The sequence below is a fragment of the Janthinobacterium sp. GW821-FHT03A03 genome (genome assembly GCF_059421435.1).
The window spans coordinates 1-26676 of record NZ_JBWKUZ010000015.1; the positions used below are offsets into that span (position 1 = coordinate 1).

Annotated in this window: 24 protein-coding genes and 1 pseudogene; 9 read left to right on the plus strand and 16 right to left on the minus strand. The window is 66.8% G+C overall.

Features of this window, described 5'->3' with window-relative positions; translation table 11 throughout:
* The 3 genes and pseudogenes from AC07VI_RS21705 to AC07VI_RS21715 form a co-directional block, all read left to right on the plus strand.
* Positions 1-272, plus strand: a pseudogene (locus tag AC07VI_RS21705) (hydrolase 1, exosortase A system-associated); the annotation flags it as partial.
* Positions 266-1540, plus strand: coding sequence for a glycosyltransferase (locus tag AC07VI_RS21710; RefSeq protein ID WP_086148480.1), 1275 nt, complete (start codon positions 266-268; stop codon positions 1538-1540). The pseudogene AC07VI_RS21705 and the gene AC07VI_RS21710, both read left to right, overlap by 7 nt.
* Positions 1537-2244 (plus strand): ABC transporter permease, encoded by a 708-nt coding sequence (locus AC07VI_RS21715; RefSeq protein WP_492994034.1) that lies wholly within the window; start codon positions 1537-1539, stop codon positions 2242-2244. The genes AC07VI_RS21710 and AC07VI_RS21715 overlap by 4 nt, the downstream gene beginning before the upstream one ends.
* On the opposite strand, the gene AC07VI_RS21720 is transcribed toward AC07VI_RS21715, so the two are convergent.
* The 11 genes from AC07VI_RS21720 to AC07VI_RS21770 all read right to left on the minus strand — a co-directional run bounded on the left by AC07VI_RS21720 (position 2231) and on the right by AC07VI_RS21770 (position 15987).
* Entirely contained in the window at positions 2231-2968 is a 738-nt protein-coding gene (locus AC07VI_RS21720) for a hypothetical protein (protein WP_099420525.1), read from the minus strand. The two genes, AC07VI_RS21715 and AC07VI_RS21720, sit on opposite strands and share 14 nt — an antisense overlap.
* A gap of 16 nt (positions 2969-2984) precedes the next feature.
* Positions 2985-3434, minus strand: a complete 450-nt coding sequence (locus AC07VI_RS21725; RefSeq protein ID WP_492994032.1) for a DUF6678 family protein — start codon at positions 3432-3434, stop codon at positions 2985-2987.
* Entirely contained in the window at positions 3431-4138 is a 708-nt protein-coding gene (locus tag AC07VI_RS21730) for a DUF6058 family natural product biosynthesis protein (protein ID WP_492994030.1), read from the minus strand. Before AC07VI_RS21730 ends, AC07VI_RS21725 begins: the two co-directional genes overlap by 4 nt.
* A gap of 42 nt (positions 4139-4180) precedes the next feature.
* Complete coding sequence (gene purT, locus AC07VI_RS21735; protein ID WP_086148475.1) at positions 4181-5416, minus strand: formate-dependent phosphoribosylglycinamide formyltransferase; 1236 nt, start codon at positions 5414-5416, stop codon at positions 4181-4183.
* Positions 5417-5528: 112 nt separating this feature from the next.
* Positions 5529-6026 carry a VOC family protein gene (locus AC07VI_RS21740; protein WP_086148474.1) on the minus strand — a complete coding sequence of 166 codons (498 nt, stop codon included), beginning with the start codon at positions 6024-6026 and terminating at the stop codon, positions 5529-5531.
* Positions 6027-6093: 67 nt separating this feature from the next.
* Positions 6094-7563 (minus strand): TolC family protein, encoded by a 1470-nt coding sequence (locus AC07VI_RS21745; protein ID WP_492994027.1) that lies wholly within the window; start codon positions 7561-7563, stop codon positions 6094-6096.
* Entirely contained in the window at positions 7553-8896 is a 1344-nt protein-coding gene (locus tag AC07VI_RS21750) for an HlyD family type I secretion periplasmic adaptor subunit (protein ID WP_099374520.1), read from the minus strand. Before AC07VI_RS21750 ends, AC07VI_RS21745 begins: the two co-directional genes overlap by 11 nt.
* Positions 8893-11079: a type I secretion system permease/ATPase gene (locus tag AC07VI_RS21755; protein ID WP_492994025.1), complete on the minus strand. Its 2187-nt coding sequence runs from the start codon at positions 11077-11079 to the stop codon at positions 8893-8895. The genes AC07VI_RS21750 and AC07VI_RS21755 overlap by 4 nt, the downstream gene beginning before the upstream one ends.
* 90 nt (positions 11080-11169) lie before the next feature.
* Positions 11170-14211 (minus strand): calcium-binding protein, encoded by a 3042-nt coding sequence (locus AC07VI_RS21760; protein WP_492994024.1) that lies wholly within the window; start codon positions 14209-14211, stop codon positions 11170-11172.
* 241 nt (positions 14212-14452) lie between these two features.
* Positions 14453-15097 carry a DUF6000 family protein gene (locus AC07VI_RS21765; RefSeq protein WP_086148437.1) on the minus strand — a complete coding sequence of 215 codons (645 nt, stop codon included), beginning with the start codon at positions 15095-15097 and terminating at the stop codon, positions 14453-14455.
* Positions 15094-15987: a LysR family transcriptional regulator gene (locus tag AC07VI_RS21770; protein WP_086148436.1), complete on the minus strand. Its 894-nt coding sequence runs from the start codon at positions 15985-15987 to the stop codon at positions 15094-15096. The genes AC07VI_RS21765 and AC07VI_RS21770 overlap by 4 nt, the downstream gene beginning before the upstream one ends.
* Before the next feature lie 130 nt (positions 15988-16117).
* On the opposite strand from AC07VI_RS21770, the gene AC07VI_RS21775 reads away from it, so the two are divergent.
* The gene (locus AC07VI_RS21775; RefSeq protein WP_226935633.1) at positions 16118-17596 is read left to right on the plus strand and encodes an MFS transporter; all 1479 of its coding nucleotides are present in this window, start codon (positions 16118-16120) and stop codon (positions 17594-17596) included.
* 113 nt (positions 17597-17709) lie between these two features.
* Here the strand turns inward: AC07VI_RS21775 and AC07VI_RS21780 are convergent, their stop codons facing one another.
* From AC07VI_RS21780 to AC07VI_RS21790, 3 genes are all read right to left on the minus strand, one after another.
* Positions 17710-18249, minus strand: coding sequence for a CPBP family intramembrane metalloprotease (locus tag AC07VI_RS21780; protein ID WP_086147913.1), 540 nt, complete (start codon positions 18247-18249; stop codon positions 17710-17712).
* 114 nt (positions 18250-18363) lie between these two features.
* Positions 18364-19944, minus strand: a complete 1581-nt coding sequence (locus AC07VI_RS21785; RefSeq protein WP_492994021.1) for a methyl-accepting chemotaxis protein — start codon at positions 19942-19944, stop codon at positions 18364-18366.
* Positions 19945-20220: 276 nt separating this feature from the next.
* Positions 20221-20670, minus strand: coding sequence for a hotdog fold thioesterase (locus AC07VI_RS21790; protein ID WP_086147915.1), 450 nt, complete (start codon positions 20668-20670; stop codon positions 20221-20223).
* 144 nt (positions 20671-20814) lie between these two features.
* Between AC07VI_RS21790 and lpxO the strand changes: the two genes are divergently transcribed.
* The 4 genes from lpxO to fdx all read left to right on the plus strand — a co-directional run bounded on the left by lpxO (position 20815) and on the right by fdx (position 23292).
* Positions 20815-21714, plus strand: coding sequence for a lipid A hydroxylase LpxO (gene lpxO / locus AC07VI_RS21795; protein ID WP_086147916.1), 900 nt, complete (start codon positions 20815-20817; stop codon positions 21712-21714).
* Positions 21715-21796: 82 nt separating this feature from the next.
* Positions 21797-22207 carry a DUF6331 family protein gene (locus AC07VI_RS21800; protein ID WP_086147917.1) on the plus strand — a complete coding sequence of 137 codons (411 nt, stop codon included), beginning with the start codon at positions 21797-21799 and terminating at the stop codon, positions 22205-22207.
* 30 nt (positions 22208-22237) lie between these two features.
* Entirely contained in the window at positions 22238-22870 is a 633-nt protein-coding gene (locus AC07VI_RS21805; protein ID WP_086147918.1) for a carbonic anhydrase, read from the plus strand.
* Between the two features lie 89 nt (positions 22871-22959).
* Positions 22960-23292 (plus strand): ISC system 2Fe-2S type ferredoxin, encoded by a 333-nt coding sequence (fdx, locus tag AC07VI_RS21810; RefSeq protein WP_086147919.1) that lies wholly within the window; start codon positions 22960-22962, stop codon positions 23290-23292.
* A gap of 44 nt (positions 23293-23336) precedes the next feature.
* Here fdx and AC07VI_RS21815 read toward each other — a convergent pair whose 3' ends face one another.
* Entirely contained in the window at positions 23337-25385 is a 2049-nt protein-coding gene (locus AC07VI_RS21815; RefSeq protein WP_492994017.1) for a M13 family metallopeptidase, read from the minus strand.
* A gap of 118 nt (positions 25386-25503) precedes the next feature.
* Complete coding sequence (locus AC07VI_RS21820; protein ID WP_492994015.1) at positions 25504-26271, minus strand: hypothetical protein; 768 nt, start codon at positions 26269-26271, stop codon at positions 25504-25506.
* Between the two features lie 167 nt (positions 26272-26438).
* Between AC07VI_RS21820 and AC07VI_RS21825 the strand changes: the two genes are divergently transcribed.
* Entirely contained in the window at positions 26439-26675 is a 237-nt protein-coding gene (locus AC07VI_RS21825) for a DUF7661 family protein (RefSeq protein ID WP_086147922.1), read from the plus strand.
* The last annotated feature ends 1 nt before the right edge of the window (position 26676 follow it).

Here is a 26676-nt window from a genome sequence, read left to right on the forward strand (position 1 = left end):
GCCCCGCGCCGCAGCCGCCCGACGCGCCCGCGCCGGCCCTGCTGCGGGCGCTGGCGCAGTTCCAGGGCCAGGTGCTGCTGATCCTCAGCGGCGGCGACCTGGGCGCGCGCGAGTGGCAAGCCCTGCTCGACGGCGATCCTGCCTGGCGCGCCGTGGCCGCGCGCGCGCAATGGACGCAGGCGCAGGTGGCCGGCGCCAACCACACCTTCGCCAGCGCCGCCTGGCGCGGCGAAGTCGAGCGGCTGTGCGCGCACTGGATCGCCGCATGGTGACCGGTCCGCGCCGCGTGCTGATGGTGGCCTACCATTTCCCGCCGCTGGCCGGCGGCAGCGGCATCCTGCGCACCCTGGCCTTTGCGCGCCACCTGCCCGAATGCGGCTGGCAGCCGCTCGTGCTCAGCCCCCGTCCGTTCGCGTATGCGCAGCAGGACGACGCGCAGCTGGCGCAGCTCGGCGCGCAGGCCACCGTGCGGCGCACCCTGGCGCTCGACGCGGGGCGCCACCTGGCCATCGCCGGGCGCTATCCGCGCTGCCTGGCCCTGCCCGACCGCTGGAGTTCCTGGTGGCTGAGCGCCGTGCCGGCCGGCCTGCGGATGATACGCGCCTACCGGCCCGACGCCATCTGGTCGACGTATCCGATCGCCACGGCGCACCTGATCGCGCTGACCCTGCAAAAACTCAGCGGCCTGCCGTGGATCGCCGACCAGCGCGACCCGATGCTGGACGACAGCGATCCGCTGGCGCCGTATCCGCCCGAAGCGCGCCTGCACCGCATGCACGCATGGATCGAGCAGCGCATCGCGGCGCGCAGCGCGGCCATCGTCTGCACCACGCCGGGCGCCATCGAAGCGCACCGGCGGCGCCTGGCCCACCTGGCCGGCGAGCGCCTTGCGCTGATCGAAAACGGCTACGACGAAGACGGTTTCGGCGCGGCGGGCCTGGACGGGCCAAGCGGCCGCCGCCGGCGCTTCCTGCTGCTGCACAGCGGCGTGGTCTATCCGTCCGAGCGCGATCCGCAGCCGCTGTTCGAGGCGCTGGCCCGCCTGCGCCGCGACGGCGAGCTGTCCGCCGCCACGTTCCAGCTGGTGCTGCGCGCCACCGGCCACGATGCATGGCTGGCCGGCCTGCTGGCCAAATACGGCGTCGCCGACCTGGTCACCCTGGCGCCCCTGCAGCCGCACCACGCGGCGCTGCAGGAAATGCTGGCGGCCGACGGCCTGCTGCTGCTGCAGGCGGCCAACTGCAACGCGCAGATTCCCGCCAAGCTGTATGAATACCTGCGCTGCCGCCGCCCCGTGCTGGCCCTGACCGACCTGGCGGGCGACAGCGCGGCCAAGCTGCGCCACTGCGGCATCGACACCATCGGCCAGCTGGCGTCCAGCAGCGACTGCGCGCGCGCGCTGCTGCGCTTTCTGGAGCTGGCGCGCCAGGGCCGCGCGCCGCTGGCCAGCCAGGCTGCCATCGCCCTGCAATCGCGGCAAGCCCGCAGCAACGCCCTGGCCGACTTGCTGGACCAGGTCAGCCACAGGAGAACAGCATGAAACGCCTGATACTTGCCTGCACCCTTGCCGCCGGCTGCGGCAGCGCCGCGGCGGCGGCCGGCTGCCCGCCCTACGTCAAGCGCACGCCGGGCGGCGACTATACGAGCGCGGAAGACCGCGAGGGCCTGTCCGTGGTCGAGCAATTCCACTTTTCGCGGGCCGTGGAAACGCTCACGCAAGGCATGACGGGCAGCCTGGGCGCGGACATCAGCTACACGCTGGAACACTTCCCGAACCACCACCGGGCCCTGGCGTCGATGGCGAAACTGGGCTTGCGCCTGAAAAGCGCGCAGCCGCCCGGCGCCCGCTACACGGTCAGCTGCTTTTTCGAGCGCGCCATCGCCTTCGCGCCGCAGGACGTGACGGCGCGCATGGTGTTTGGCAACTACCTGCTGGCCACGGGCCAGGACGCGCCGGCGCTGGAACAGCTGGACGCGGCCAGCCGCATGGCGCCGGAGCAGGCCACCATCCAGTACAACCTGGGCCTGATGTACGTGAAAAAGAAGGAATACGAGAAGGCCAGCGCGCACGCGCAAAAAGCCTATGCGCTGGGCTTTCCCCTGCCGGGGCTGAAGAACAAGCTGAAGGCGGCGGGCAAGTGGCGCGAACCGCCGCCTTCGCCCGCGCCCGCTGCCGTTGACGCGGCGGCCGCCGAACCGGCAGCACCGGCCGTGCCGCCGGCCGAAAAACCTAGCGGGGAATGACGGCCGGCCGCCTGGCCACGCTCCAGTGCCCCGTCGGCGAGGCGGCCAGCGCGGCGGCCAGGTCGCGCCGCGACTGCGCCTTGTCGGCGGCCGCGCTGATGAACGCCAGTTCGGCCGGCTGCAGCACCGTCACCGTCAGCAGCATCACTGCGCCATATGGCGTATCGAACGATGGCGCAATGGTGCTTGCGCCCTGGGCCAGCAGCACGCCCACCTGTTCCTCCCCGTCTTCGAGGCCTGCCGGCGCATCGCGCACGTCCAGCACCATCGACACGCTGCCGTGGCGCTGCAGCAGCAAATCGATGGAGCCGTGGTCGGCCACGTTCTGGCTGACCTGGTAGATCACGTCAAACAGCCACGATGCCTGCACTGGCTGGCCGTCGAAGGCGGCCAGCGGCGCCTCGATGCACACTTCCAGCAGGTGGCCGCGCGGCACGAACACGTCGTCGTCATCCTCGAACGGATCGCTCAGGCCGTCGCTGGCGATGATGATGGTATCGGCGCGGCGGATCACGCGCCAGGCCTGGCGCAGCGATGGCCAGCGGGGGCCGCCCATGAAGGCCGGGTTGACCAGCGGCGCCAGCACGTCGGTGTCTACCGCGCCCAGGGTGGCATAAAAGGCGTCGCGCGCGGCGCAGGCCGCGGCCAGCATCTGCGCGCCCGCTTCCTTGCCGACGACGGCGTCGTCCGGCTGCGGTACTTGGGCAATGTCGTTATCAGGCATGAGATTGGTCGTTGAATTAGTCGGCGGGAGGAAAATCGTGATAATTGCGGGGCAGATAGCCCCAGAGGCGCGCCACCCGGTCCCGCACCTCGAAATCGAAGCCGATGCGTTCGAGTTCCGGCACGATCCACACGCCATGGTCGATGATTTTTTTGGGCAGCAGCATGGCCACGTGTTCTTCCGAATACAGGCTGATGTCGAACCATTCCACGCCCATGAACGGGAACGGCGGGTGGTAGTCCCATTCCGTGTCCCAGCGCGACACGTAGCCGGACACGGAGCCGTAGCGGTACGACGGCACCCAGTCGGTCCGCCCGCGCATGAAGGCCAGCAGCTCGTTCCACTTGCAGTCGTTGGCGGCGCCGGCCAGGTTGCGCCGCGCGATATGGCCGCGCAGCTTGCGCTTGTTCTCGTCGCCGCCCGCACCGGCAAGCGGCAGGCTGTGCTGCGTCGCTGCGGCAGTCATGCGGGGTCCGTTTCGGCCACGCGTATGTTGGCCCGCAAGTCCTCGACCAGGCGCTTGCGGCTGCTCAAGGCATATTCGACGGGCGAAAAAGGCATGGCCGCCGCGGCATAGGCATCGATCAGGGCAAGCATTTCCTGCGCCTGCCGCTGCGGCAGCAGCGTCTTGCTGCCGTTGCCGCTTTGCTGCGCGAGCTTTTCCTGCAGCACTTCTTTCCAGGCGATGTGGGCTTCCGACATGGGGTAGGCCACGCACAGGGAAAACGTGCCGTTCAAAAAATATGTCCAGGCGCTGTCGGTACGGGCCAGTAAACCGTCGGCGACCGGCGCACCGCTGTCGTCGAAACTGTCGCGCAGGCGCCAGGTCGTCAGGTTCAGGGTCGCCAGCGCGGCCGCATAGCGCGACGTAAATTGCGCCTTCAGGCGCGCTTGCGCCGTTTCCGCCCCTTCGGCGAGGGCGTGGCGCGCAATGGCGATCCACCCCAGCTGGGACGGCGGAAAATAGCGGCCGGCCCTGGACCCGGGCGCCGCCATGGCGCCAAAGACGAAGGAACACAGATTGCCGCCGCCATCGACCACGTATGCAGGCGCGGGTACCAGGCCAGCCCGGATCAGGGCATCGATTTCGTCCATGTCCAGGGCGGCGGCTGCCGCCAGCTGCGTCTCGTCCAGATAGTACTGCGCGAGATAAGTATCGAGTTCCGTCATGCGCCGGCTTCCATGTCGATGATGCTGTATCGGCAAACAGGCTTACTGCGCCACGGGTTTCACTTTGGAGGCGGCCAGCACGGCGCGCGCGCGGGCCGTGTCGATATCGTCGGCCGTGGCCAGCGCCACGCCCATGCGGCGGCGGGCGAACGATTCGGGCTTGCCGAACAGGCGCAAGTCGGCGCCCGGCACGCTCAGGGCGTTGGCCACGCCTTCGAAGGCGATGCCTGGCGCCTCCAGCTGGCCGTAGATGACGGCCGAGGCGCCGGGCGAGCGCAGCGCCACATTGACGGGCAAGCCCAGGATGGCTTTCGCGTGCAGCTCGAATTCGCTCTGCACCTGGCTGGCCATGGTGACCATGCCCGTGTCGTGCGGACGGGGGCTCACTTCCGAGAACCACACCATGTCGCCCTTGACGAACAGCTCCACGCCGAACAGGCCCAGGCCGCCCAGGTTGTCCGTCACCTTGCGCGCGATGTCGCGCGCGCGCTCAAGGGCCAGCGGCGCCATGCGCGCCGGCTGCCACGATTCGACGTAGTCGCCGTGCACCTGCAAGTGGCCGATCGGCTCGCAGAACTGCGTTTCGATCTGCCCCGAGGCGCCCACGGCACGCACCGTCAGCAAGGTGATTTCGTAATCGAAGTCGATGAAACCTTCGACGATGACCCTCCCCGTATCGACCCGGCCGCCGCTGGCCGCATACGCCCACGCCGTTTCCACGTCTGCGGCGCCATCCAGTTTGGACTGGCCCTTGCCCGACGACGACATCACGGGTTTCACGACGCAGGGAAAGCCGATTTCCTGGCAAGCAACTTGCAGCTCCTGCAGGCTGCTGGCGAAGCGGTACGGCGACGTGGCCACGCCCAGGGTCTCGGCCGCCAGGGTGCGGATGCCTTCGCGGTTCATCGTCAGCACGGCCGCGCGCGCGTTCGGGATGCAGGTAATCTGCCCCGCAGCCTCCAGCGCGGCCAGGGTGTCGGTGGCGATGGCCTCGATTTCCGGCACGATCAGGTCCGGCTTTTCCAGCGCGATCAGGGCGGCCAGGGCCACGCCGTCGCTCATGTCGATCACGTGCGAGCGGTGCGCCACCGGGTGGCCAGGCGCGTTCGGGTAGCGGTCGACGGCGATCACTTCCACGCCCAGGCGCTGCAGCGCGATGATGACTTCCTTGCCCAGCTCGCCCGAGCCGAGCAGCATGACCTTGATGGCGGTGGAAGACAGGGGCGTGCCGAAGGTGCGGGGCGCGATGGTGCCGGTAGTGCTGGTGCGGATAGTCATGGGCAGGGTCAGTCTGGCAATGGAAAGATGGCCGGAACTATAGCAAATGCCGGCCATCTTGGACAGGGCGCGCCGCTGCCGTGCGCCCCGCTCTCCCGCCCCGCGGCCCGGCCTAGCCCGCGTACGCCCGCTTGATCTCGGCGATGTCGATCTTCTTCATGCCCATCATGGCTTTCATCACGCGCTGCGCCTTGACGGGGTCGGGGTCGCCCAGCAGCTTGACCATGATGGTGGGCACGATTTGCCAGGACACGCCGAACTGGTCCTTGAGCCAGCTGCACTGCTGGGCTTCCGGCGGCCCGCCCCGGGACAGCAGGTTCCAGTAATGGTCCACCTCATCCTGGGTTTCGCAATTGACCTGGAACGAGATGGCTTCGGAAAAGCGGAATTGCGGCCCGCCGTTCAGGCCCGTGAACGTCTGGCCGTCCAGCTCGAACGCCACCGTCAGCACGCTGCCCGGCTCCTGGCCGTGGATTTCCTTGCCCTCTTCGCCGTAGCGCAGGATTTGTCCCACCCTGGAATTGGGGAAAACTTCCGTATAAAACCGGGCCGCCGCCTCGGCGTTGCCGTTGAACCATAAACATGGGGTAATCTTTTGGATGCTGTGCATGATGTCTCCCTTGGTCGACGTAGAAACACCTTCCCTGTGCGGGAAGGCCAGTGCTCCATCATAGTCACTATCGCATCGGCGGGGCGCCCGATTTGCCGCCGCTTGCGCCACCCTCTTGCGCCAAATCCCCGCGTCCCAGGATGCCGGCGCTGGCCAGCAGCAGCAGCCGGGCCGAACGCCATTCCGCCAGGCAACGGATGCGCTCCTGCCGCGCCTCGAGCAGCGCCGACTGCGTGTTCAGCATTTCCAGGATATCGGCCGCACCCAGGCCGAACTTGCGCTGCACGCTGGCTTGCGCCTCCTGCGCGGCGGCCAGCCAGTCCTGCGACGCGGCCAGGTTGCCCAGCGCCATCGACGCTTCCGCGTGCGTCCTGACGAGGTCAAGCAAGGTTTGCTGTTGCGTTTCCTGCGCCTCGGCTTCCTTCTGCCCGGCCTGCGCCAGCGCGCCGCGCACCTTGTAGCCGCGGGCAAAACCGTCGAACAGGGGGATGTTCAGCGAGATGCCGACCAGGGTTTCACGCGTGGACGCGGGCGACAAGCCCTGGTTCGGGCGGCCATTCTGGTAGATGTTCGCCGTCAGGTCGACGCTGGGGCGGCCCTCCGAGCGGGCCACGGCCACCCGCTCGCGCGCGGCGGCCAGCTGCGCCCGCGCCGCCAGGATGGCCGGATGCCGTTCCTGCGCCATGGCCAGCCAGGACCGCAAGTCCTCGCGCAGGTCGCCGTCCGCCTCGCCCGCGTCCTCTTCCAGGGTCACGTCCGTGCCGGCCGGCAAGCCCAAGGTGTAAATGAGCACCGCGCGCGCCTTGCGGTAGTCGCCGGCGGCGCGGCTGGCGCCCAGCGCCGCCTTGGCCAGGGCGCTTTGCGCCTGCAGGGTGTCGCTGTGCGCGCCGAGTCCGCGCCCGGCGCGGCGCTGCGTGGCCGCCACCGTTTCCTGCGCCAGCGCCTGGTGCTGTTCGCGCATGCGCAGGCTGGCCAGCGCCGTGTGCGCCTCGAAATACGCGCTGACCGTCGCCGCCAGGGTCGCTTGCAGCACGGCGTCGCGGTGTGCCAGCGCCGCGTCAAGCAGCGCCGTGGCCGAGCGCCGCCCCGCGTCGCGGCCGCCGAAATCGAACAGGCGCCAGGACAGGCTCAGCGAGCCAGTATTGCTGCCCAGGCTGCTGGAAGCCGTGGCGGCGCCGGGATAGGCGGTGCGGTCATGCACGCGGCTCAGGCCGGCATTCAAGGTCGGCAGGTAGGCGGCGCGGGCCTCGCCCAGGCCGGCCGCCTGCAGCTTGATGCCGGCCCAGGCGCCATGCACCTGCGCGTTATGGCACAGGGCCAGGTCGACGGCCGCCGGCAGGCTCAAGGGCACGGCCCCATCATGGGCGGGCGGGCACGGCGCGGCGCGGCTGTCGCCCGGCAGCAACCGCCCGGCGTCGGGCAAGCCGGCCTGCGTGGCCAGCGGGTCGTCCAGGCGCGGGAACACATCGCCGGCCTGCGCGGGCAGCGCGGCCAGCAGGCCGGCGGCCAAGGCCATGGCGCGGAGGCTAGCGTTCATGCAGGGCCTCCTTCTGGTGCTGCACCAGCGGCGAGAGCACGTATTCGATCACCCTGCGCGTTCCCGTGCGGATTTCCGCCCGCACGGCCATGCCGGCCGACAGCGGCACCAGTCTGCCGTCGATGACGATGGCCGGCTGCTGCACCGTGATTTTCACGGCATACACGAGTCCCTTCTTCTCGTCCTCGATGGCGTCGCGCGAGACGCTGCTGACGACGGCGGGCACGGTGCCGTATTTCGTGTAATCAAACGCGTCGATCTTGACGGCCACGGCCTGCCCCGCCTGCACGAAGCCGACGTCGCGGTTTTCCAGCATGGCGTCGATTTCCAGCCGGCCCTGGCGCGGCACGATCTGCATCAGCGCCTGCGCGGCCGGCACCACGCCGCCCACCGTGTGCAGTTTCAACTGCTGCACCGTGCCGTCGACGGGCGCCGTCAGGCGCAGCAGGCTGCCGCGGGCCAGCGCGCGGCGCGCATCCTGGCCGCTGGCCGCCGCCACTCTGGCCCCTTCCGCCAGCGCGTCATACGCGTCTTTCCTCGTCTGCGCCACCAGGGCCGCCCGTTCGCTGCGGGCCGACGCCAGCTGGCCGGCCAGGTCGATGCGCGCCTGCTCCTTTTCCAGCCACGCGTGTTCGGCCACGTCGCGCGTGTCCGCCAGCGCCCGGTAGTCGCCGGCGCGCTGCGCGGCCAGCGGCAGCGCCTGCGCATAGCGGGCGATTTCGCCGTCGAGATGCGCCAGCCGGGCGCGAAAGCTCGCGTACTGGCCGTCCACATGCGCCTGCGCGGCTGCGCGCTCGGCCACGGAAGCGTGCTCCGGCGCGGCCAGCTGCGGCGCCGCGAGCGTATCGACGGCGGCAATCAGCGCGCGCGCGCGGGCCGCCTGCAGCGCGGCCGCCACGGCGTCGCCGGCCGCCTTGTCGCGCTCGGCGTCCGGCCCCCGGCTGTCGAGCTCCACCAGCAGCTGGCCCGCCTGCACGGCCTGCCCCTCGCGCACGTGCACGGCGCGCACGGCGGCCACGTCGACGGAGGCGATGGTCTTGGTGTTGCCGGACGGAATGATCTTGCCGGCCGCATTGACGATGATGTCGACCTTGCCGAACACGGCCCACAGCACGACGCAGGCGACGAGCAGCATCAGCACACGCGCAGTGAGGCGCAGCGACGGCGACACGGGCCGCTCCTGCAGCGCCAGCGCGGCAGGCAGGAAGGCCGCCTCGTCTTCGCTGAGCACGGGGCCGCCCAGGCTGGCGCGGTTGCGCCAGCTGTGCCGCAGTACCTGGCCATAGCGTTGCAACAATTCGCCATACGCGGCGAGACGGTGGCCGGCGCTCATGTTGCGTCCCCTGTTGCGCTCCCGGCGCCGCCCTGCTGCAGGCTGTACAGGTGGGCGTAGATGCCGCCCGGCCGCTTCAGCAGCGCGTTGTGGCTGCCCAGTTCCGCCACTTGCCCCCGCTCCATGACGACGATGCGGTTCGCTTCGCGCACGGCCGACAGGCGGTGGGCGATAATCAGCACCGTGCGCCCCGCGCAGATGCCGCGCATATTGTCCTGGATAATCTTTTCCGATTCGTAATCGAGCGCGCTCGTCGCCTCGTCGAAGATCAGGATGCGCGGATTGCCGATCAGGGCGCGGGCGATGGCGATGCGCTGGCGCTGGCCGCCCGACAGGCCCGTGCCGTGTTCGCCCACCATGGTGTCGTATCCTTCTGGCAACTCGCAGATAAAATCATGGGCGCCCGCCAGTTTCGCCACGGCAATGACCGCATCGATGGGCAGCGCCGGGTCGCTCAGGGCGATATTGTCGCGCACGGAGCGGTTGAACAGGATGTTTTCCTGCAGCACTACGCCGATCTGGCGCCGCAGCGAAGCCGTGTCGATGACGGCGATGTCCTGCCCGTCGATCAGCACCCTGCCCCGCTCGGGAATGTAGAGGCGCTGCGCCAGCCGCGTCAGCGTGCTCTTGCCGGAGCCGGAACGCCCGACGATGCCGATCACCTCGCCGGGCGCGATGGCAATCGACACATCGCGCAAGACTTCGGCCGCGTCCGGGCGGTAGCGGAAACCCACCTGCTGGAAGTCGATGGCGCCGGCGATGCGCGGCAGGCGCGCCTTCTGGCTGCCCGCCTCGGCCCGCGCGTTGAGGATGTCGCCCAGGCGGCTCATGGAGATGCCCACCTGCTGGAAATCGTTCCACAGCTGCGCCAGGCGCAGGATGGGCGTGGCCACCTGCCCCGCCAGCATATTGAAGGCCACCAGTTCGCCCACCGTCATTTTCCCGTCGATGACGAGGGTGGCGCCCCACCACATGATGGCCGCCGTCACCAGTTTGCTTACCAATGTCACGCCGCCGCTGGCCAGCATGCCGATGTTGTTCGCCGACAAACCCGCCGACACATAGCCGGCCAGCTGCTTTTCCCACTGCTGCTGCCAGCGCGGCTCGACGGCCATGGACTTGAGCGTGTCGACCCCGCTGATAGTTTCAACCAAGAAAGACTGATTTTCCGCGCTGCGGTTGAATTTGTCGTTCAAGCGCCCCCGCAGCACGGGCGTGAGCAGCATCGACAGGGCCGCGTAGACGGGAATCGACGCGAGCACGACGACGCTGAGGGCGGCGCTGTACCACAGCATGGCGGCGATGAAGATGAAGGAAAACAGCACATCGAGCACCAGGGTCATGGCATTGCCGGTGAGAAAGGAGCGGATATTTTCCAGTTCATGGATGCGCGCCACGGAATCGCCCACGCGGCGCGCCTGGAAGTACGCCACCGGCAGGGCCAGCAGGTGGCGGAACAGGCGCGCGCCCAGCTCCACGTCGATCTTGCTGCTGGTGCGCGCAAAAACATAGGTGCGTATCATGCCCAGCACGGCTTCGAAGACGATGGCGCAGATCAGGCCGATGGCCACCACGTTCAAGGTCTGCATGGCGTGGTTGACCAGCACCTTGTCCATCACCACCTGGAAAAACAGGGGCGTGGCCAGGCCGATCAGCTGCAGCACGAAGGAAATGAGCAGCACCTCGCCCAGCAGCCTGCGGTATTTGACGATGGCGGGGATGAACCAGCTGAAGTCGAAGCGGGCCGTCTCGCCCGCGTAGCTGGCCTTGCTGGTGAAAAAGAGCAGTTCTCCCGTCCAGGCGGCGAGGAAATCGTCGCGGCCGAGGATTTGCGGCGGCTGTCCCGGATGCTGGACCAGCACCTTGCCCACGTTGCCGTCGCTGCTGTCGACCTTGCCCAGGATAAAGAAGCGCCCATCGTGGCCGATGGCGATGGCGGGCAGCGGCGCTTGCGCCAGCCGTTGCGGCGCCTGGCGCACCAGCCTGGCCGTCAAGCCCAGGTCTTTGGCTGCCAGCAGTATGGTCTGCCGCGTGAACACGGCCTGGCCGAACGCGTGCCTGAGCCGGGCGCCGTCGGCGGCGACGCCGTGCAGGCTGGCCATCAGCAGCAGCGACAGCAGGCCCGTGTCGGGCGATGTGGGTTCAAGGGGCGGCGGATCGTTGCGGTATGAGAAAGCTGTCATCGGGCGATATCAAGAAGTCAATGGCGCAGCCAGGCCGGGACATGCAGGGCCGGCCCGGCCGCGCGGGGGTGGAACTACGTGCTCAAGCGATTAATGCGCCGCCGCCAGCTGGATCTGCGTCGACGGGCTGCCGTGGCCGGACCACGGCGCCGATGCGGCTGCCGGCACGGCGAAACCGGCCATGGCCTGCACCAGCTGGCCCGGATCGGCTTGCCAAGCGCCGGAACCGTCCTGCATGGCCACGCCGAATTGCTGCGCAGCACGCCAGTTCTGCGCCAGCGCGGGCGCCAGGACGGCGGCCGTGCCGGCAGGCAAGGTCAGCTGGCCGGCCGGCGGCGGCGTCAGGCCCGCCATCGCCTGCACCAGGTTTTGCACGTTGCTACCCAACAAGACGCGGCCATCGGCCATGCGGAATTCCTCGATGCGCCGCGGCGCGCTTTCGTACCAGCCCGTGACCATGACCTTGTCACCGGTGCCGATGGTGCTCACTTCCAGGGCCGTGCCCACCTGGCGGAACCACAGCTGCTCGGCGCTGACGCCGGCCAGGAAGGACACCACGTCGCGGCTGCCCGCCTCGTCGGCCTCGGTAATGACGTCGACGCCGTCGCCGCGGGCAAAGATATAAGTATCGTTGCCCAGCGCGCCAGCCAGCGCGTCGTCGCCCTTGCCCCCTTGCAAGGTATCGTTGCCGAGGCCGCCAACGAGGGTATTCTTGGTCTCATTGCCGGTCAGCACGTCATCGAAGGTGCTGCCGATGACAATGCTGAAATTGGCCAGCACGTCGACGCCGGGACGCCCAATCACGGGGCCACCGACGGGCGCAAAGGCGGCCGTCACGCCCGCGCTGGCGCCGGTGTAATTGAGCATATTGCCGGCACCACCGCCGTCAAGCACGTTGCCGCCGGGCGTATCGACATAAAAGATGTTGCTGGTATAAGCGCTGCCCGTCACGGTCAGGCCGGCACCGTTCAGGCGGACGATTTCTACGTTGTCGGGCACCGTATAGTTGACCTTGGTGTACACCGTATCGTTGCCGCCGTTGCCCTCCTCGACGATGAAGTCGCCCGCGTGGTTGACAGAATAGGTGTCGTCGCCGCCCAGGCCCTGCATCAGGTCGGCGCCGGCCGTACCGTTGATGACGTCGGCGTTTGCCGTGCCGGTGAAGGTTGCTCCCGTCGGTTGCGTGGGGCCGTTGAAGTGCCAGGCCTGGGCCAGCACGGGCGCCAGGGCGCTGGCCGTGGCGGCAGGCAGGGTCAGCTGGCCCAGCGGCGGCGGCGCCAGGTTCGCCATCGCCTGCACCAGCAGCTGCACCTCGGCGCCGCGCAGCACGTGGCCGCTGGCCGTGCGGAATTGCTCGATGTTCGGCGTGGCCGCCGACCAGGCCCGGATGGTGATCTTGTCCGTCGTGCCGATGGTGCTCACCTCCAGGTCCGCGCCCGCCTGGCGGAACCACAGCTGGTCGATATTGACGCCGGCCAGGAAGGTGATGGCATCGTAATTGGCATCCGCCGAGGACTCGGCGATGATGTCGGCGCCATCGCCGCGGGCGAAGACATAGGTGTCGTCGCCCAGGCCGCCGACGAGAAGATCGTCGCCCTTGCCGCCTTGCAGGGTGTCGTTGCCCAGGCCGCCGGACAGGGTGTTGGCCAGTTCGTTGCCGGACAGCACGTCGTAATAGGCGCTGCCTGTCACGCTGGAAATATTGACCAGCACATCGCTGCCCGGGCGGGCCGTGGCAGCATCGTTGATGGAAATCATGGTGGCCGTCACGCCAGCCCTGGAGGCGGCATAGGTGGCCGAGGTGTTTGTCCCGATGCCGCGCAGCACATTGTCGCCGGCAGCATCGACGTGGAAGACGTTAGCGTTGCCGTTGCCCGTCACCGCCAAGCCGGCGGCGCTGACATGCACCTCTTCAACATTGGCGTCCAGCGTGTAATCGACCGTGGTGTAGACGGTGTCGCGTCCGCCGCCAGCCGGCTCGATCACCATATCGTAGCCATGGTTGACGTAATAGATATCGTCGCCTCCCAGACCCGCCATCACGTCGGCGCCGGCCGTGCCCTTGATGATGTCCGGGTTCGCCGTGCCGGCAAAAACGCCGTTGGTCGGCTGCTTCGGGCCTTCCGTGCGCCAGTTCTGCGCCAGCACGGGAGCGAGGACGGTGGCTTCGTAGATAGGCAAAGTCAGCTGGCCAGCCGGCGGCGGCTGCAGCGTGGCCATCGCCTGCACCAGTTTATCCACATCGCTGCCCAGCAGCACGCGGCCGTCGGCCGTGCGGAATTCATGGATGCGCGGCGCCGTGCCAACAAACCAGGCATTGATGGTGATCTTGTCGCCGGTACCGATGGTACTCACTTCCAGGGCCGAGCCCACCCGGCGGAACCACAGCTGGTCGGCGCTGACGCCGGCCAGGAAGGACACGACGTTGCGGCTGCCCGCCTCCTCCGTTTCCACGAGGGTATCGGCGCCGTCGCCCCGGGCAAAAATATAGGTATCGTCACCCTGCAAGCCGATCAGCAGGTCGTCCCCCTTGCCGCCGCGCAAGGTATCGTTGCCGAAACCGCCGGAGAGGGCATTCTTGAGCTCGTTACCGGTCAGGACATCGTCGAATTTGCTGCCGGCGATGCTCATCAGGTTAACCAGCACATCGCTGCCCGCTGGCGCCGTCTGAAGGTCATTCGGGCCCAGCAGCGTCGCCGTCACGCCCACGCTGGAATCGAAATAAACGACCGAGTTGCCCGCACTGCCGCCATCTATCCTGTTGCCACCGGCCCTGTCGACGTGAAACACATTATTGGTGTTGGCGCTGCCCGTCACGGTCAGCCCGGCGGCGGTCAGGTACACGTTCTCGACATGCTCGGCCACCGTGTAATTGACGCTGGTATACACCTTGTCGCTGCCGCCATTGGCCAGCTCGACGATCACGTCGCCGCTGTGGTTGACGTAATACGTGTCGTCGCCGGCCAGGCCTTCGAGCACGTCGGCGCCCGTGGTGCCGCTAAGCACATCGGCGCCGGCCGTGCCGATGAAGCGCTGCGGGGCCGCAAGGCTGTTCAGGCAGGCGTCGATGGCGGACACGCCGGCCGCTTCGGCCGACGGCGCGAAGGCGGCGGATTCAAATTTTTCAGTCATGTTGCAGTTTCCTGTCGTTAAACTTAAAAATCACGAGTGGACATGTCGGCGCAAGCCGGCATGGAGGGCAAAGTCGTGCCGCATCGAAAAGCAGGTTCAGCGTGCACCCTGCAGTGACAGCCCGGGCGGGGAAGCACTGCCATTTGTCACGCAAATGTCATGAAAGCGGGATGTGGGGAGGGAACGGCCGCGTGGGGCCGGGGGATGGCGCGGCGCCGTGTAGCCGCCGGCCAGAGCGATGCTAGCCGGCGCGCGCCAGGGCTTGCAGGGCGCGCAAGCGGTCCATGTCGGCCGCGAACGCCGCCAGCGACGCGTCGAGGGTCAGGCCCGGGCGGCTGGCGAGGAAGGCGCGCCAGGCCGGGGCGTGACGGGCCGCCTCGTCCCTGCCGTTCCTGCCGTCAAGCCAGGCGATGGCGGCCATGGCTTGCGCCTGCTCAAAGTGCAGCTTGGGCTGGCGCAAATAGTAGGCCAGATAGCGGTGCAGATAATCGCGGCTGTCCGGCGTGTCGAAGGCGGCCAGCGCCAGGCAGTATGCGCTGCCCGCATAGCACACTTCGCTGGCCAGCAGCAGGCCGCCCAGCTGCGCCGTAAAGTGGGGGCGCTGCATCCATGCGGCCAGGCTGGCGCCCGCCTTGCGGCTGCGCCAGTCGAATTGTCCCAGCAGGCGCGCGATGACGGCGTCGTCCGCCTGTGCCAGCCGCGCCACGCATGCGGCCGCCTGGGGCAGGTGCAAGCCCATGTACAGGGGCCGGACCCAGGCGTCGCGCAAGTCCGGCGTCAGCGGCTCCTGCGGCGGCTGCGGCGGCACGGGAAACGGATGGTCGTGGCTGACGGTGGCGCCCGCCACGTGGCGCTGCAACGCTGTCAGGGAAGAATCTGCCGTCATGGCGGTGCTCCATAAGTCTGGTCTTGCAGCTGTTGCAGCAGGAAATCAATGAAGGCGCGCAGGCGCGGCGGCAGGTGGCGGCTGGCCGGCCACAGCAGCCAGAACGCCGTGTGCGCCTGCGTGTGCTCGTCCAGCAGCGACACCAGCTGCCCCGCCGCCAGTTCGCGCTGCACGGCAAACGCGGGCAGGTAGGCGATGCCCTGCCCCTGCACGGCCAGGAAGACGCGCATTTCCACGCTGTTGCACACCATGCCGGGCGGCGGCTGGGCAGCCTCGTCCACCAGCGGCCACGGCTCCAGGCGGCCCGTGGCGGGAAAACGGTAGTGCAGGCGCTGGTGCCGCAGCAGTTCGGCGCCGTCGGCGGGCCGGCCATGGCGCGCCACGTAGGCGGGCGACGCCACCAGCAGGCGGCGGAACGTGCACAGTTTGCGCCGCATCAAGCCCGAGTCGGCCAGTTCGCCCGTGCGCACGGCCGCGTCATAGCCGTCGCTGACGAGATTGACCATGGCGTCGGAAAAATCGAGGTCGAGCCCGATGGCGGGATACGCCAGCATGAAGGCGGCGATGGCCGGCTCGAACAAGCCGCTGTAGCGCGGCAGGCTGATGCGCAGGCGTCCGCTGGGGCCGCTGCTCGACTCGCTCAATTCCCGCTCGGCCGCTTCCACCTCGGCCAGGATGCGCTTGCAGCGCTGCAAGAATTTTTCGCCCTCGTCCGTCAGCGCCAGGTGCCGCGTGCTGCGCTGGAACAAACGCGCGCCGAGGCGCGCCTCCATGCGCGCCACGCTCTTGCCCACGGCCGACGATGACAGGCCCAGCAGCCGCCCCGTGGCCGAAAAACTGCCGCTGTCGGCCACCTGCACGAACATGGCGATGCCGCCCAGGCTATCCATATGAACCCCATTGAAGACGTTTTTGTCCGATATGTTCGTCAGTTTAGCCCATTTTTCTTCAATGCCGGCCGCGCCATACTCGCCGCTCCTTCTTTCTGCTCCCCTACCCATGCCCTCCTCTTCACATTTCATGCTGACACTGCAAGTGCTGGCCGCCTGCCTGACGGGCTTGCTCATTCCCCTGTGCTTCACGGGTCCGGCCGTCGTGCTGCCCGCCCTGGCCGCCGAACTGCGCGGCAGCGCCACGGCCCTGAACTGGGTCATCAATGCGTATATCCTCAGCTATGGCAGCGCCATGATGGTGGCCGGCAGCCTGACGGACGTGCTGGGACGGCGCCGCGTCTGGCTGGCCGGGCTGGCGCTGTTTTGCGCGGCCACCCTGGCCATCGCCGTCGCGCCGTCCGTGGCGTGGATCGCCGCGCTGCGCCTGCTGCAAGGCCTGGGCGGCGCGGCCGCGTTTGCCGCCGCCATGTCCTCGCTGGCGCCCCTGTTCCGCGGCGCCGCCCGCAACCGCGTGATGAGCGTGCTGGGCACGACCTTCGGCCTGGGCCTGGCCTTCGGCCCGCTGGCGGCCGGCGCCATGCTGGAGCTGGCGCGCTGGCCGGCCGTCTTTTACGCCACGGCCGCGCTGGGCGGCGGCGGCATGCTGCTGGTATGGACCAGCGTGCCGGCCGATGCGCCGTGCGGCAAGGGCCGGCCGGACTGGCCTGGCGCCATCAGCTTCAGCGTCGCGCTGGCCCTGCTGACCCTGGCCATGCTGCTGGCGCCCGAACACGGCTGGCGCAGCGGGGGCGTGCTGCTGTCCATCACCGCGTCCGTGCTGCTGTTTTTCATTTTTATCAGGATCGAACGCAGGACGGCGCAGCCCATGCTGGACTTGACCCTGTTCCGCCAGCGCCGCTTTGTCGCCGTGCAAGTGCTGGCCGCCTCGCCCGCCTTCCTGTTCATCGTGCTCATCGTCATGCTGCCGGGGCGCTTCATCGGCATCGACCATATGTCCGCGCTGGCGGCGGGCCGGCTGATGACGGCGCTGGCCGCGCCGCTGCTGCTCGTGCCCATGCTGGCGGCGCTGCTGTTGCGCTGGTTCGAGCCCGCCACCCTGTGCGCGGCGGGCTTGCTGCTGGCCGCGGCGGGCCTGGCCTGGCTGGCGCAGGTGCCGGGCCATGGCGGCACCGCGGCGCTGGCCGGCCCCCTGCTGCTGGTCGGCGCCGGCATCGGCTTGCCGTGGGGCTTGATGGATGGCATGGCCTTGAGCGTGGTGGACACGGACCGGGCCGGCATGGCGACGGGCATCTTCAATACCGTGCGCATCAGCGCCGACGGCGTGGCGCTGGCCTTGGCGGGCGCCACGCTGGCCGGCTTGATCGGGGCGGCGCTGGCGCGGCAACTGCCCAGCGACTTGCCCCTGCTGGCCGCCGCCAGCCGCGCCGCGCTCGGTGATATGCAACAGGCAACACAGCTGCTGGGCGGCCAGGAAGCGCTGCTGCGCGCCAGCTACGACGCCGCCTTCCGCCAGTTGCTGCACGGCCTGGCGGGGCTGGCCGTGGCGCTGGCCGCGCTGGTGCCGTACCTGCTCAGGAAGAAAGAAAGGCGCCTAACAAAAGCGTAGCGAGCGGAAGGTAGAGGTGGTCGATAAGCGCAACCGTACTCGAGTACGGGGGCGCCGGGCTGGCGAGCGTCGCAGGCCGCCTGTACCGACGCGCAGCAGGTTTTGGAGGGTGTCTAGGTGTCGAGGCCGTAGAACACGGCAACCAGGACGGCGATATTGTTGCAGGCGCGGGAAAAGGTCGTTGTCGCATAGGCAGCAGCCACGCCCGGCTCGCGGTAGCGCAGGTAGACAAAGCTGAACATGGCGCCCGACCCCAGCGCGACGATGGCGTGCAGCAAGCCGCCGCTGATGAAGTGCACGATGCCCCACAGGACGGCGCCGATAAAGACGCTCAGCTGGCGCCTGGCGCCCAGGCGCTTGAGGATTTCCAGCGGCAGCAGCTGGCCGAGGAAGGTTTCCAGGATGGGGGAGTAGATGACGACCCAGAACACCAGCAGGGGCAGCGACATTTCGCGCTTGAACTTGGCCAGGCCCGTGTGCGCGCCCCAGTATTCGGGCGGCAGCAGCCATTTGGTGACGATGAGGATGGCAAAGCACAGCATGCAGGTGAGCAAGCCCCAGCCGAGGCCGGCCAAGGCCTGGTGCAGCACGGGCGGCGCCGGCTTGTCGGCGTCTTCCGGGTTGGAAACATCGTTGCTGCTATGCACTTGCATGAGATGTCCTGGCGGTGATCCAGCTCCCATTGTAGCGCGGAATACGACTATTGGCGCATGGCTGTTGGCGCGCGGCGCGGCGCGTGGCACGCCGCGCCATTCCATGGCGCCGCGTCAGGCTGCCAGGCGCAAGGGGCCGCTGGCCGGCTTGCCCAGCTTGAAAATGCCCACTTCCTGCTCCAGCTGGGCGGCCTGCTGCTGCAATTCCTGCGCGGCGGCCGCCGCCTGCTCGACCAGGGCCGCATTTTGCTGGGTCACGCGGTCCATGTCGACGATGGCGCGGTTGACTTGCTCGATGCCGGCGCCCTGCTCCTGCGTGGCGTGGCTGATCTCGGCCATGATGCCCGTCACCCGGCCGATGCCGGCCACCACCTCGTGCATGGTGGCGCCCGCCTGTTCGACGAGCACCGTGCCCGTGCCCACCTTGCTGACGGAATCGTCGATCAGGGCCTTGATTTCGCGCGCGGCGGCGCTCGAGCGCTGCGCCAGGTTGCGCACTTCCGTCGCCACCACGGCAAAGCCGCGCCCCTGCTCGCCCGCGCGGGCCGCTTCCACGGCCGCGTTCAGGGCCAGGATATTCGTCTGGAAGGCGATGCTGTCGATCACGCCGATGATGTCGACGATCTTGTTCGACGAGGCATTGATCAGGCTCATGGTATGCACCACTTCGGCCACGGCCTTGCCGCCCTGCTCCGACACGGTCGACGCTTCGCGCGCCAGGCGGTTGGCCCGCTGCGCGTTATCGGCATTCTGGCGCACGGTGGAAATGAGCTCTTCCATCGACGAGGCCACTTCTTCCAGCGAGCCGGCTTGCTGCTCCGTGCGCTGCGACAGGTCGCGGTTGCCGGAAGCGATCTCGGTCGAGGCCGTGGCAATGCTTTCCGTGCCGTGGCGCACCTTGCCGACGATGGCGGCCAGGTTGTCGCGCATGGTCTTGATGGCAAACAGCAGGCTGCTGTCGTCGCCCTGGCGCGTGTGCACGTCGATGGCCAGCTCGCCCTGGGCGATGCGCCCCGCGATGGAGGCCGCATACGCCGGTTCGCCGCCCAGCTGGCGCAGCAGTCCGCGCGTGATGACGACGGCGACGGCGATGCAGACGAGTACGCTCAGCGCGGCCAGCGCGCCTATCCAGCGCAGCGACTGGCCGTAGATGGCTTGCGCGCCGGCACTGGCCTGGTCCGATTCCTGCTGCACGGTTTTCAGCACGGCATCGATGTCGGCGACGATCTGGCGCCGCAGGGGGCTGCATTCCTCGACGAGGAAGGTGCCGTACTGCTCCATCTGCCCGCTCGCGCGGAACTGGCGCGGACGCTGCAGCTCCTGCGCCATGGTTTTCAGGCCCGTGCTGACTTTCTCGAACTGGGCATCGCCGGCGAACTTCGGCGCCAGCCTGGCCAGCGCTTCCAGGTACAGCGCCTTCTGGCTGTCGAGGATGGCCAGCTCTTTCTCGGCGGCGGCCTGGTCATGAAAAATATAGGCGTTGCGGGCGGCCAGGCCCGTCTGGTCGAGCGCTTCGCGCGCCACGTACAGCGGTTCGAGTTTTTCCTGCTGTACCCTGTCCTGCGCGCCCATGGCGTCGGCGATGGCGCCCATGCGCAGCAGCGCGAACGCGGCCAGCACCAGCATGAGGATGACCAGCGCGGCAAAGCCTGCGCTCAGACGCGCGCCTATCGTCAAACGATTGAATGACATCATTGTTGTTATTGCCCTGTATAAAGTTGATTGTTGCCGGTTCCGCCAGACAAGTCCCGCCAGGGCTTGCCGGACACCGGCGATCTGCTCACCGTCGTGTTGCCTTTCCTGCAAGGCGCAGGATGGGTCTCTAACTGGCGTTTTTTGGGCAGTCAGCTTCTATTCCGGGCAATGTGGACGCGCGCGGACCACACCCGCACGGCACAAGAGCACACTGAATTATAAGCGAACAGCGTTATGGATGATTCCACGCGCCCACTTTTAATGCCTTGATGCAAATCAAGAAGCGCCGTGTCCAGCCGCGCCTGGGGCGTCGATGACGGCCATGGTGATGCGCGAGATGCAGCACAGCTTGCCGCCGTCGTCGACGATGCGGATTTCCCATACCTGGCTGCTGCGGCCCCGGTGGATGGGCGTGGCGCGCCCCGTCACCTGGCCGCCGCGCACGCCGCGCACGTGGTTGGCGTTGATTTCCTGGCCCACGCTCACGTGCCGGCGGCTGTCCAGGCAGGCATTCGCGGCCATGCTGCCCAGGGTTTCGGCCAGCAGCACGGAAGCGCCGCCATGCAGCAGCTTAAAAGGCTGCATGGTGCGGTGGTCGACGGGCATGGTCGCCTCGATCCAGTCGGGGCCGAAGGCCGTGAAGGCAATGCCCAGGTGGCGCATGGCCGTGCCCTCGCTGGCGGCGTTGAGGGCGGCCAGGTCGAGCGGTGCGTGCCAGATTTCCATGATGACCCTTGCTAGGTGTTGAAATAAAGCCATTGTAGGCCAGCCGCGCCGCGCGCGCCGCTTCATCTTTCCTTCACCCTGGCACGGGGTGGCGCTGGCATTAACTGGTTATAATTGCCCCATTCTTTCAAAACGAGGTTGTGTATGAAGTGGGCCTTGCTGGGCATTTTTGTGTTTTCTGTTTTACATATTCATTTTCGGGGCAAGGTGCGCCTGCCGTTTCGCCGCCAGATCTTCGATCACTCCTCGTTCATGGCGCCGCTGAATCTGTTCATGCACACCTTTTCCAGGGTGCCGGCCACGCCTTATCTGTCCGTCGAGCAATTCCCGGAACTGGCGCCGCTGCAGCAGAACTGGCAAATCATCCGCGATGAAGCGCTGCGCATGCAGGAAATGAAAAAGATCAAGGCGGCGGAAAAGAACAATGACGTGGGCTTCAATTCCTTCTTCAAGTATGGCTGGAAGCGTTTCTACCTGAAATGGTATGACGCCAACCACCCGTCGGCGCAACAGATGTGCCCGCAGACCTATGCGCTGCTGCAGTCGATACCCTCGATCAAGGCCGCCATGTTCGCGGAACTGCCGCAAGGCGGCAAGCTCAACCCGCACCGCGACCCGTTCGCCGGTTCCCTGCGCTACCACCTGGGCCTGCAGACGCCGAACGACGACCGCTGCTTCATCGACGTCGATGGCGAGCGCCACAGCTGGCGCGACGGCCAGGCCGTGATGTTCGATGAAACGTATATCCACTGGGCCCGCAACGACGCCGACAGCGACCGCATCATCCTGTTCTGCGACATCGAGCGGCCGATGCGCTACCGTTGGGCGCAGGCGCTGAACCGCTGGCTGGGCCGCACCCTGATGACGGCCGCCGCCTCGCCCAACGAGCTGGGCGACCAGGTGGGCGGCGTGAGCAAGCTGTTCCAGATTTCCTGGACCATGGGCCAGTACCGCCGCCGCTTCAAGGCGTGGAACAAGACGGCCTACCAGGTCACGCGCGTGGCCCTCGTCGCGGCCGTGATCGCGCTGATCTACTTTATCTAGACACCGGCATTGCCGGTTTGACAAAAACCGCCTTCGGGCGGTTTTTTTATCATGCGATGCCATTGAGCAGGAGAAGGTGAAAATGACCGAACGCGACCGCCAGTACGATATCCAGATCGGCGACGACGCCTGGATCGAATACATCGATCTTGACGCACGCTATGACCAGGCCGTCGACATCGATGCCTTGCTGGGGGAACTGTGGCCGCTGATCTGCCGCCTGGAAACCCATTGCGTGGCCGGCTGTTGCGGCATCGACGCCTTCGACTTCACGCGTGAAGCCATCGCCGCGGCGCTGCTTGAGCTTGACCGCGCGCAACTGCATGCCGCCTGCGCGCAGGCCCGCAGCGCCTTGGCAGCGGCCGCCGGCGACGTTTTCGTGAGCAACACGATGAATCACATGGCCGATAAGCGCGTGTTTCTGCAATTGCTCGCGCATATAGACCGCTGCCTTGGCGGGCCGCAAGCAGGAGCGGCGCCAAATCGGCGATAATACCGGCTTCCACCACTCTCCTCTTTATTTATGCGCGACATCATTGCCGGATTTCTACGTTTCCAGAAGGAAGTCTTTCCTGAACGCCGAGAACTGTTCAAGACGCTGGCCACGGGCCAGACGCCGAAGGCCTTGTTCATCTCGTGTTCCGACAGCCGCATGGTGCCGGAACTGGTGACGCAACGGGAACCTGGCGAACTGTTCGTGATCCGCAACGCGGGCAACATCGTGCCCTCGTTCGGCCCGGAACCGGGCGGCGTGAGCGCCTCCGTCGAATTTGCCGTGGCGGCCCTGCAGGTGACGGACATCGTCATTTGCGGCCATTCCGACTGCGGCGCCATGAAAGCCATCGCCACCTGCACCTGCCTCGAGCACATGCCTGCCGTCAAGAGCTGGCTGCGCCACGCGGATGCGGCGCGCATGATCAACGAATCCGTCGAGCACGCCACGGAACAGGAGCGCATCGACGGCATGGTGCGGGCCAATGTCGTGGCCCAGCTCAACAACATCCGCACCCACCCTTCCGTGGCCCTGGCCATCACGCAAAAGCGGCTGACCCTGCATGGCTGGGTGTACGACATCGAAAACGGCTCGCTCGACGCGCTGGACGAATCGACCGGCCAATTTGTTCCGCTGGCGGAGCATCCGGCCTCGAAGCTGTAGCCGCGGCAAGTCCCTGGTCAGGCGCAAAATGCGCTTGACCTTCTCCAGGCGGGAAGGTTCAAGGTAGCGATATTCAAGGAGATTATCGTATGCCAACCATCACTGTATTACCCCATCCCGAGCTGGCCCCCGACGGCGCCGTCATCGACGCGCCGGAAAGCATGAGCATTTGCGACGCCTTGCTGCTCAACAAGATCGACATCGAACACGCGTGCGGCCAGGTGGGCGCCTGTTCCACCTGCCACGTCGTCGTGGTGCGCGGTTTCGACTCGCTCAACGCACTGGGCGACAATGAAGAAGACATGCTCGACCAGGCCTGGGGCTTGCAGCCCCACTCGCGCCTGTCGTGCCAGGCCCGCATCAGCCAGGAAGACCTGACGGTGGAACTGCCCCGCTACACGCTCAACCACGCCAAGGAATAGTCCCCGGCGCGGTGCGCGACTGCACTACGGGTTTAGCACCTGATTTACCACATGATGACGCGCTGCTCGGGCGGCAGATACATGGGGTCGCCCGGCTTGATGTCGAAGGCCTCATAGAAGCCGGGCTGGTTTTTGACCGTGCCCTTGGCGCGGAATTCGCCCGGCGAATGGGGGTCGCTCTTGATCTGCGCGATGGCCGCTTCCGGACGCAGTTTGGCGCGCCATTTCTGCGCAAAGCCGATGTACAGGCGCTGTTCGCCCGTCAAGCCATCGATGACGGGCGACGGCTTGCCGCCCAGCGAACGCTGATACGCCTTGTAGGTGATCGACAGGCCGGAATTGTCGCCGATGTTTTCGCCCAGGGTCAGTTCGCCATTGATGTGGTAGCCCGGCACGGGGCTGTAGGCGCCGTATTGCTTGACGAGGCCGGCGGCCAGCGCCTTGAAGGCGGCGCGGTCCTGCGCCGTCCACCAGTTGCGCAGACGCCCCTTGGCGTCGTACTGGCTGCCGGAATCGTCGAAGGCATGGCTGATCTCATGGCCGAAGGTGATGCCCAGCAAGCCGTAATTGACGGCGTCTTCCGCTTTCACGTTGAAAAACGGCGGCTGCAGGATGGCGGCCGGGATCGTGATGGCGTTCAGGGCCGGGCTGTAGCTGGCGTTGACGGTTTGCGGCGTCATCGACCATTCTTCGCGGTCCACCGGTTTGCCCAGCTTCTCCAGGTTTTGCTGGCGGCTCCACGCGCGCGCGGCGCGCACGTTGGCGATCAGGTCGTTCGGCCGCGTCTGCATGCTGCTGTAGTCGCGCCAGGTGTCCGGATAGGCGATCTTCGGCTTCAGGGCGGCCAGCTTGAGCTGGGCTTCCTTCTTGGTTTCCGGGCCCATCCAGTCCAGCTGTTCGATGCCGTCCTTGAACGAGGCGACGAAATTGTCGAACATGGCCATCACGCGCGGCTTGGTTTCCGGCGGCAGATACATGGCCACGTAGCGCTTGCCGACGGCGTCGCTGATGGCGTTATCCGTGAAGCGCAGCGCCAGCTGCCACTGCGGTTCGCTTTGCGGCACGCCGCGCAGCACCGTGCCTTCGAAGGCGAAGCGCTCCTTGACGGTCGCGCTATCGAGGTAGGAAGCATAGCTTTCGATGATGCGCCAGCTGGCATAGCTCTTCCACGATGCCAGCGGAATCGCCGCCACGGTCTCGGCAAAACCGCCAAGGAAGCTGGGCTGGCGCACCACGGCCGAGGTTTCCTTGACGGCCAGGCCGGCAGCGGCAAAGTAGGCTTTCCAGTCGAAGGCCGGCGCCAGTGCGGCGAACTGGTCGAAATCGACGCGGTTGTACGATTTGACGGGGTCGCGCATCTGCACGCGCGTCCATTGCGCTGCCGCAAGGCGCGTCTCGATATCGAGGACCTGCGCCGCATGGGCCGCCGCGGCCTTGTCGCCGCTCAAAGCCAGCATGGTCTCGATATGCTTGAGGTATTGCTCGCGCACGGCCTTGAGCTTGGCGTCGTCGTCCTTCAGGTAGTAATCACGGTCGGGCAAGCCCAGGCCGGACTGGCTGATGTTGACGGTGTAGCGCTCGGGATCTTGCGCATCGGGCGCCACATAGGCGGAAAACGGCGTCTGGATGCCGTTGCTTTGCATAAAGGCAAACAACGCCGGCAAGTCCTTCTTGTCCTTCACGCTGGCCACGCGGGCCAGCTCGGCCTTCAAGGGCTTGAAGCCGGCCGCATTGCGCGCCTTGTCGTTCATGAAGCTCGTGTACAAGTCGGCGATCTTGTGCGCCTCGCTGCCGGGCTTGCCGGGGTTCTTCACGGTCGCCTCGATCAGGCCGCGCAGCTGGCCCTGCGCGATTTCGCGCAATTCGATATACGTGCCCCAGACGGATTTGTCGGCCGGGATTTGCGTATTGCGGGTCCATACGCCGTTGACGTAGCCATAGAAATCATCCTTGGGGCTGACGGCCGGGTCCAGGGTTTTCAGGTCGATGCCGGAGACTGGCGCAGCAGCGTGTGCGCCTTGCTGGGCGTACAGCGAGGGCGAGGATAAGGCGAGCAAGGCGCAGCAGGCGGCGCTGATGAGTGAACGTTTCACGAAGAGTCCCTTAATTGTTTTAATTGCATGCTGGAGCACATGCTGCGTCCAGCCATGAGAGGCCGGATTATAGTCGGCCTGCCTGCGGGCAACAATGACAGTTGAACAATTCCGGAGATCAGCGGATCAGCAGATCAAACAGATCCAGGCCTTTTTTATCCTGATTTTTCAGCATGTCCGCAAGCGAACCCGGCGTTGGCCCGCCATTGCCGGCCGCATGATTGAAATAATTAAAATCGAGCTTGATCTTGTCTTCCAGGTCGCTCGCATAATTGGCCGGATATTGCGACTGTTCCAGCTGGGGCAATGCATGGTAATGCGCCAGCACGGATTTGAAGAAATTGGTCGTCTTGCCGGTAGTATTGTATTCATGCATCGCTTGCGCCACGACTTGCGTGCGCCAGGCCTCTTCTTCCTGATACGCCTGCATAAAGGCGGCGCGCCGCTCGTTGATGGTAAAGGTCCCGCTGTCATCGTTCGAAATGGCGGACAATTGCTCGCGCGAAAGCCCGGCAAACGGATTGGGGCCCTTTCTCTCGACATAAGCGGTGGCGGCGGCGGTCGACTTTGCCGCTGCCGCATCGTTCGGTTGCGGCACCTGCTTTGCGGCGGCTGCCATGTGTTCGGCGTCCAGCGGATACAGGATGTCGGCGGTATTGTCATTCACCCACGCACCCAGCGTCGCGTGGTCGTAGCCCCGGATGGTGGCGCTGGTGGCTTTCTCGGCCGCCGACAAGCGCCCGGCCAGGGTCGAGATCACGACATCGTCCGCCACGGCGGCCGTGGCGGCAGGCGCCTGCGTGGCCGGCGCCTTGTCCGATGGTGTTTTATTGCCTTCTGCGCCAGACAGCGCCCCGGACCGGATTCCTGCCGTGCTGATATGCATCGTCGCCCACCCAAAGATAAGTAAATGTTACTATAGTACAATAAATATGCTAGCCAGGCCGGGGAAATTCACGGCTTTCTCCCCGTCCGGCGATGCCGTTCGAGCGCATGCGGCGGCGGTTCCGGCCTGCCGTCTCTATTTAGCCATTCTCAGACTGGAGCAGCCAGATGCAGGAATTGCGGTTCAATATTTTCGGCACGCTGATCGCCGTCCGGGGAAATCCGGGGGCATGGCGCGCCTTCTACCTGGGCGCGGAAGGCAAGCGCCGCCCCGCCGATTTCATTATTCCGGACGATATTCAAGCAGATGCCCTGTGCGAATACCTGGCGGACCTGTTCCATGAAGAGGCCACGCCGCGCAACAACACGGCCACGCCAATCGCCGCGCCCGCATGCCAGCCCTAAG

What these genes read in the sequence shown, in the direction of transcription:
- AC07VI_RS21710 (WP_086148480.1), top strand. Translation starts at nt 266, where the DNA reads ATGGTGACCGGTCCGCGCCGCGTGCTGATGGTGGCCTACCATTTCCCG.
- AC07VI_RS21715 (WP_492994034.1), top strand. Translation starts at nt 1,537, where the DNA reads ATGAAACGCCTGATACTTGCCTGCACCCTTGCCGCCGGCTGCGGCAGC.
- AC07VI_RS21720 (WP_099420525.1), bottom strand. Translation starts at nt 2,968, where the DNA reads ATGCCTGATAACGACATTGCCCAAGTACCGCAGCCGGACGACGCCGTC.
- AC07VI_RS21725 (WP_492994032.1), bottom strand. Translation starts at nt 3,434, where the DNA reads ATGACTGCCGCAGCGACGCAGCACAGCCTGCCGCTTGCCGGTGCGGGC.
- AC07VI_RS21730 (WP_492994030.1), bottom strand. Translation starts at nt 4,138, where the DNA reads ATGACGGAACTCGATACTTATCTCGCGCAGTACTATCTGGACGAGACG.
- purT (WP_086148475.1), bottom strand. Translation starts at nt 5,416, where the DNA reads ATGACTATCCGCACCAGCACTACCGGCACCATCGCGCCCCGCACCTTC.
- AC07VI_RS21740 (WP_086148474.1), bottom strand. Translation starts at nt 6,026, where the DNA reads ATGCACAGCATCCAAAAGATTACCCCATGTTTATGGTTCAACGGCAAC.
- AC07VI_RS21745 (WP_492994027.1), bottom strand. Translation starts at nt 7,563, where the DNA reads ATGAACGCTAGCCTCCGCGCCATGGCCTTGGCCGCCGGCCTGCTGGCC.
- AC07VI_RS21750 (WP_099374520.1), bottom strand. Translation starts at nt 8,896, where the DNA reads ATGAGCGCCGGCCACCGTCTCGCCGCGTATGGCGAATTGTTGCAACGC.
- AC07VI_RS21755 (WP_492994025.1), bottom strand. Translation starts at nt 11,079, where the DNA reads ATGACAGCTTTCTCATACCGCAACGATCCGCCGCCCCTTGAACCCACA.
- AC07VI_RS21760 (WP_492994024.1), bottom strand. Translation starts at nt 14,211, where the DNA reads ATGACTGAAAAATTTGAATCCGCCGCCTTCGCGCCGTCGGCCGAAGCG.
- AC07VI_RS21765 (WP_086148437.1), bottom strand. Translation starts at nt 15,097, where the DNA reads ATGACGGCAGATTCTTCCCTGACAGCGTTGCAGCGCCACGTGGCGGGC.
- AC07VI_RS21770 (WP_086148436.1), bottom strand. Translation starts at nt 15,987, where the DNA reads ATGGATAGCCTGGGCGGCATCGCCATGTTCGTGCAGGTGGCCGACAGC.
- AC07VI_RS21775 (WP_226935633.1), top strand. Translation starts at nt 16,118, where the DNA reads ATGCTGACACTGCAAGTGCTGGCCGCCTGCCTGACGGGCTTGCTCATT.
- AC07VI_RS21780 (WP_086147913.1), bottom strand. Translation starts at nt 18,249, where the DNA reads ATGCAAGTGCATAGCAGCAACGATGTTTCCAACCCGGAAGACGCCGAC.
- AC07VI_RS21785 (WP_492994021.1), bottom strand. Translation starts at nt 19,944, where the DNA reads ATGATGTCATTCAATCGTTTGACGATAGGCGCGCGTCTGAGCGCAGGC.
- AC07VI_RS21790 (WP_086147915.1), bottom strand. Translation starts at nt 20,670, where the DNA reads ATGGAAATCTGGCACGCACCGCTCGACCTGGCCGCCCTCAACGCCGCC.
- lpxO (WP_086147916.1), top strand. Translation starts at nt 20,815, where the DNA reads ATGAAGTGGGCCTTGCTGGGCATTTTTGTGTTTTCTGTTTTACATATT.
- AC07VI_RS21800 (WP_086147917.1), top strand. Translation starts at nt 21,797, where the DNA reads ATGACCGAACGCGACCGCCAGTACGATATCCAGATCGGCGACGACGCC.
- AC07VI_RS21805 (WP_086147918.1), top strand. Translation starts at nt 22,238, where the DNA reads ATGCGCGACATCATTGCCGGATTTCTACGTTTCCAGAAGGAAGTCTTT.
- fdx (WP_086147919.1), top strand. Translation starts at nt 22,960, where the DNA reads ATGCCAACCATCACTGTATTACCCCATCCCGAGCTGGCCCCCGACGGC.
- AC07VI_RS21820 (WP_492994015.1), bottom strand. Translation starts at nt 26,271, where the DNA reads ATGCATATCAGCACGGCAGGAATCCGGTCCGGGGCGCTGTCTGGCGCA.
- AC07VI_RS21825 (WP_086147922.1), top strand. Translation starts at nt 26,439, where the DNA reads ATGCAGGAATTGCGGTTCAATATTTTCGGCACGCTGATCGCCGTCCGG.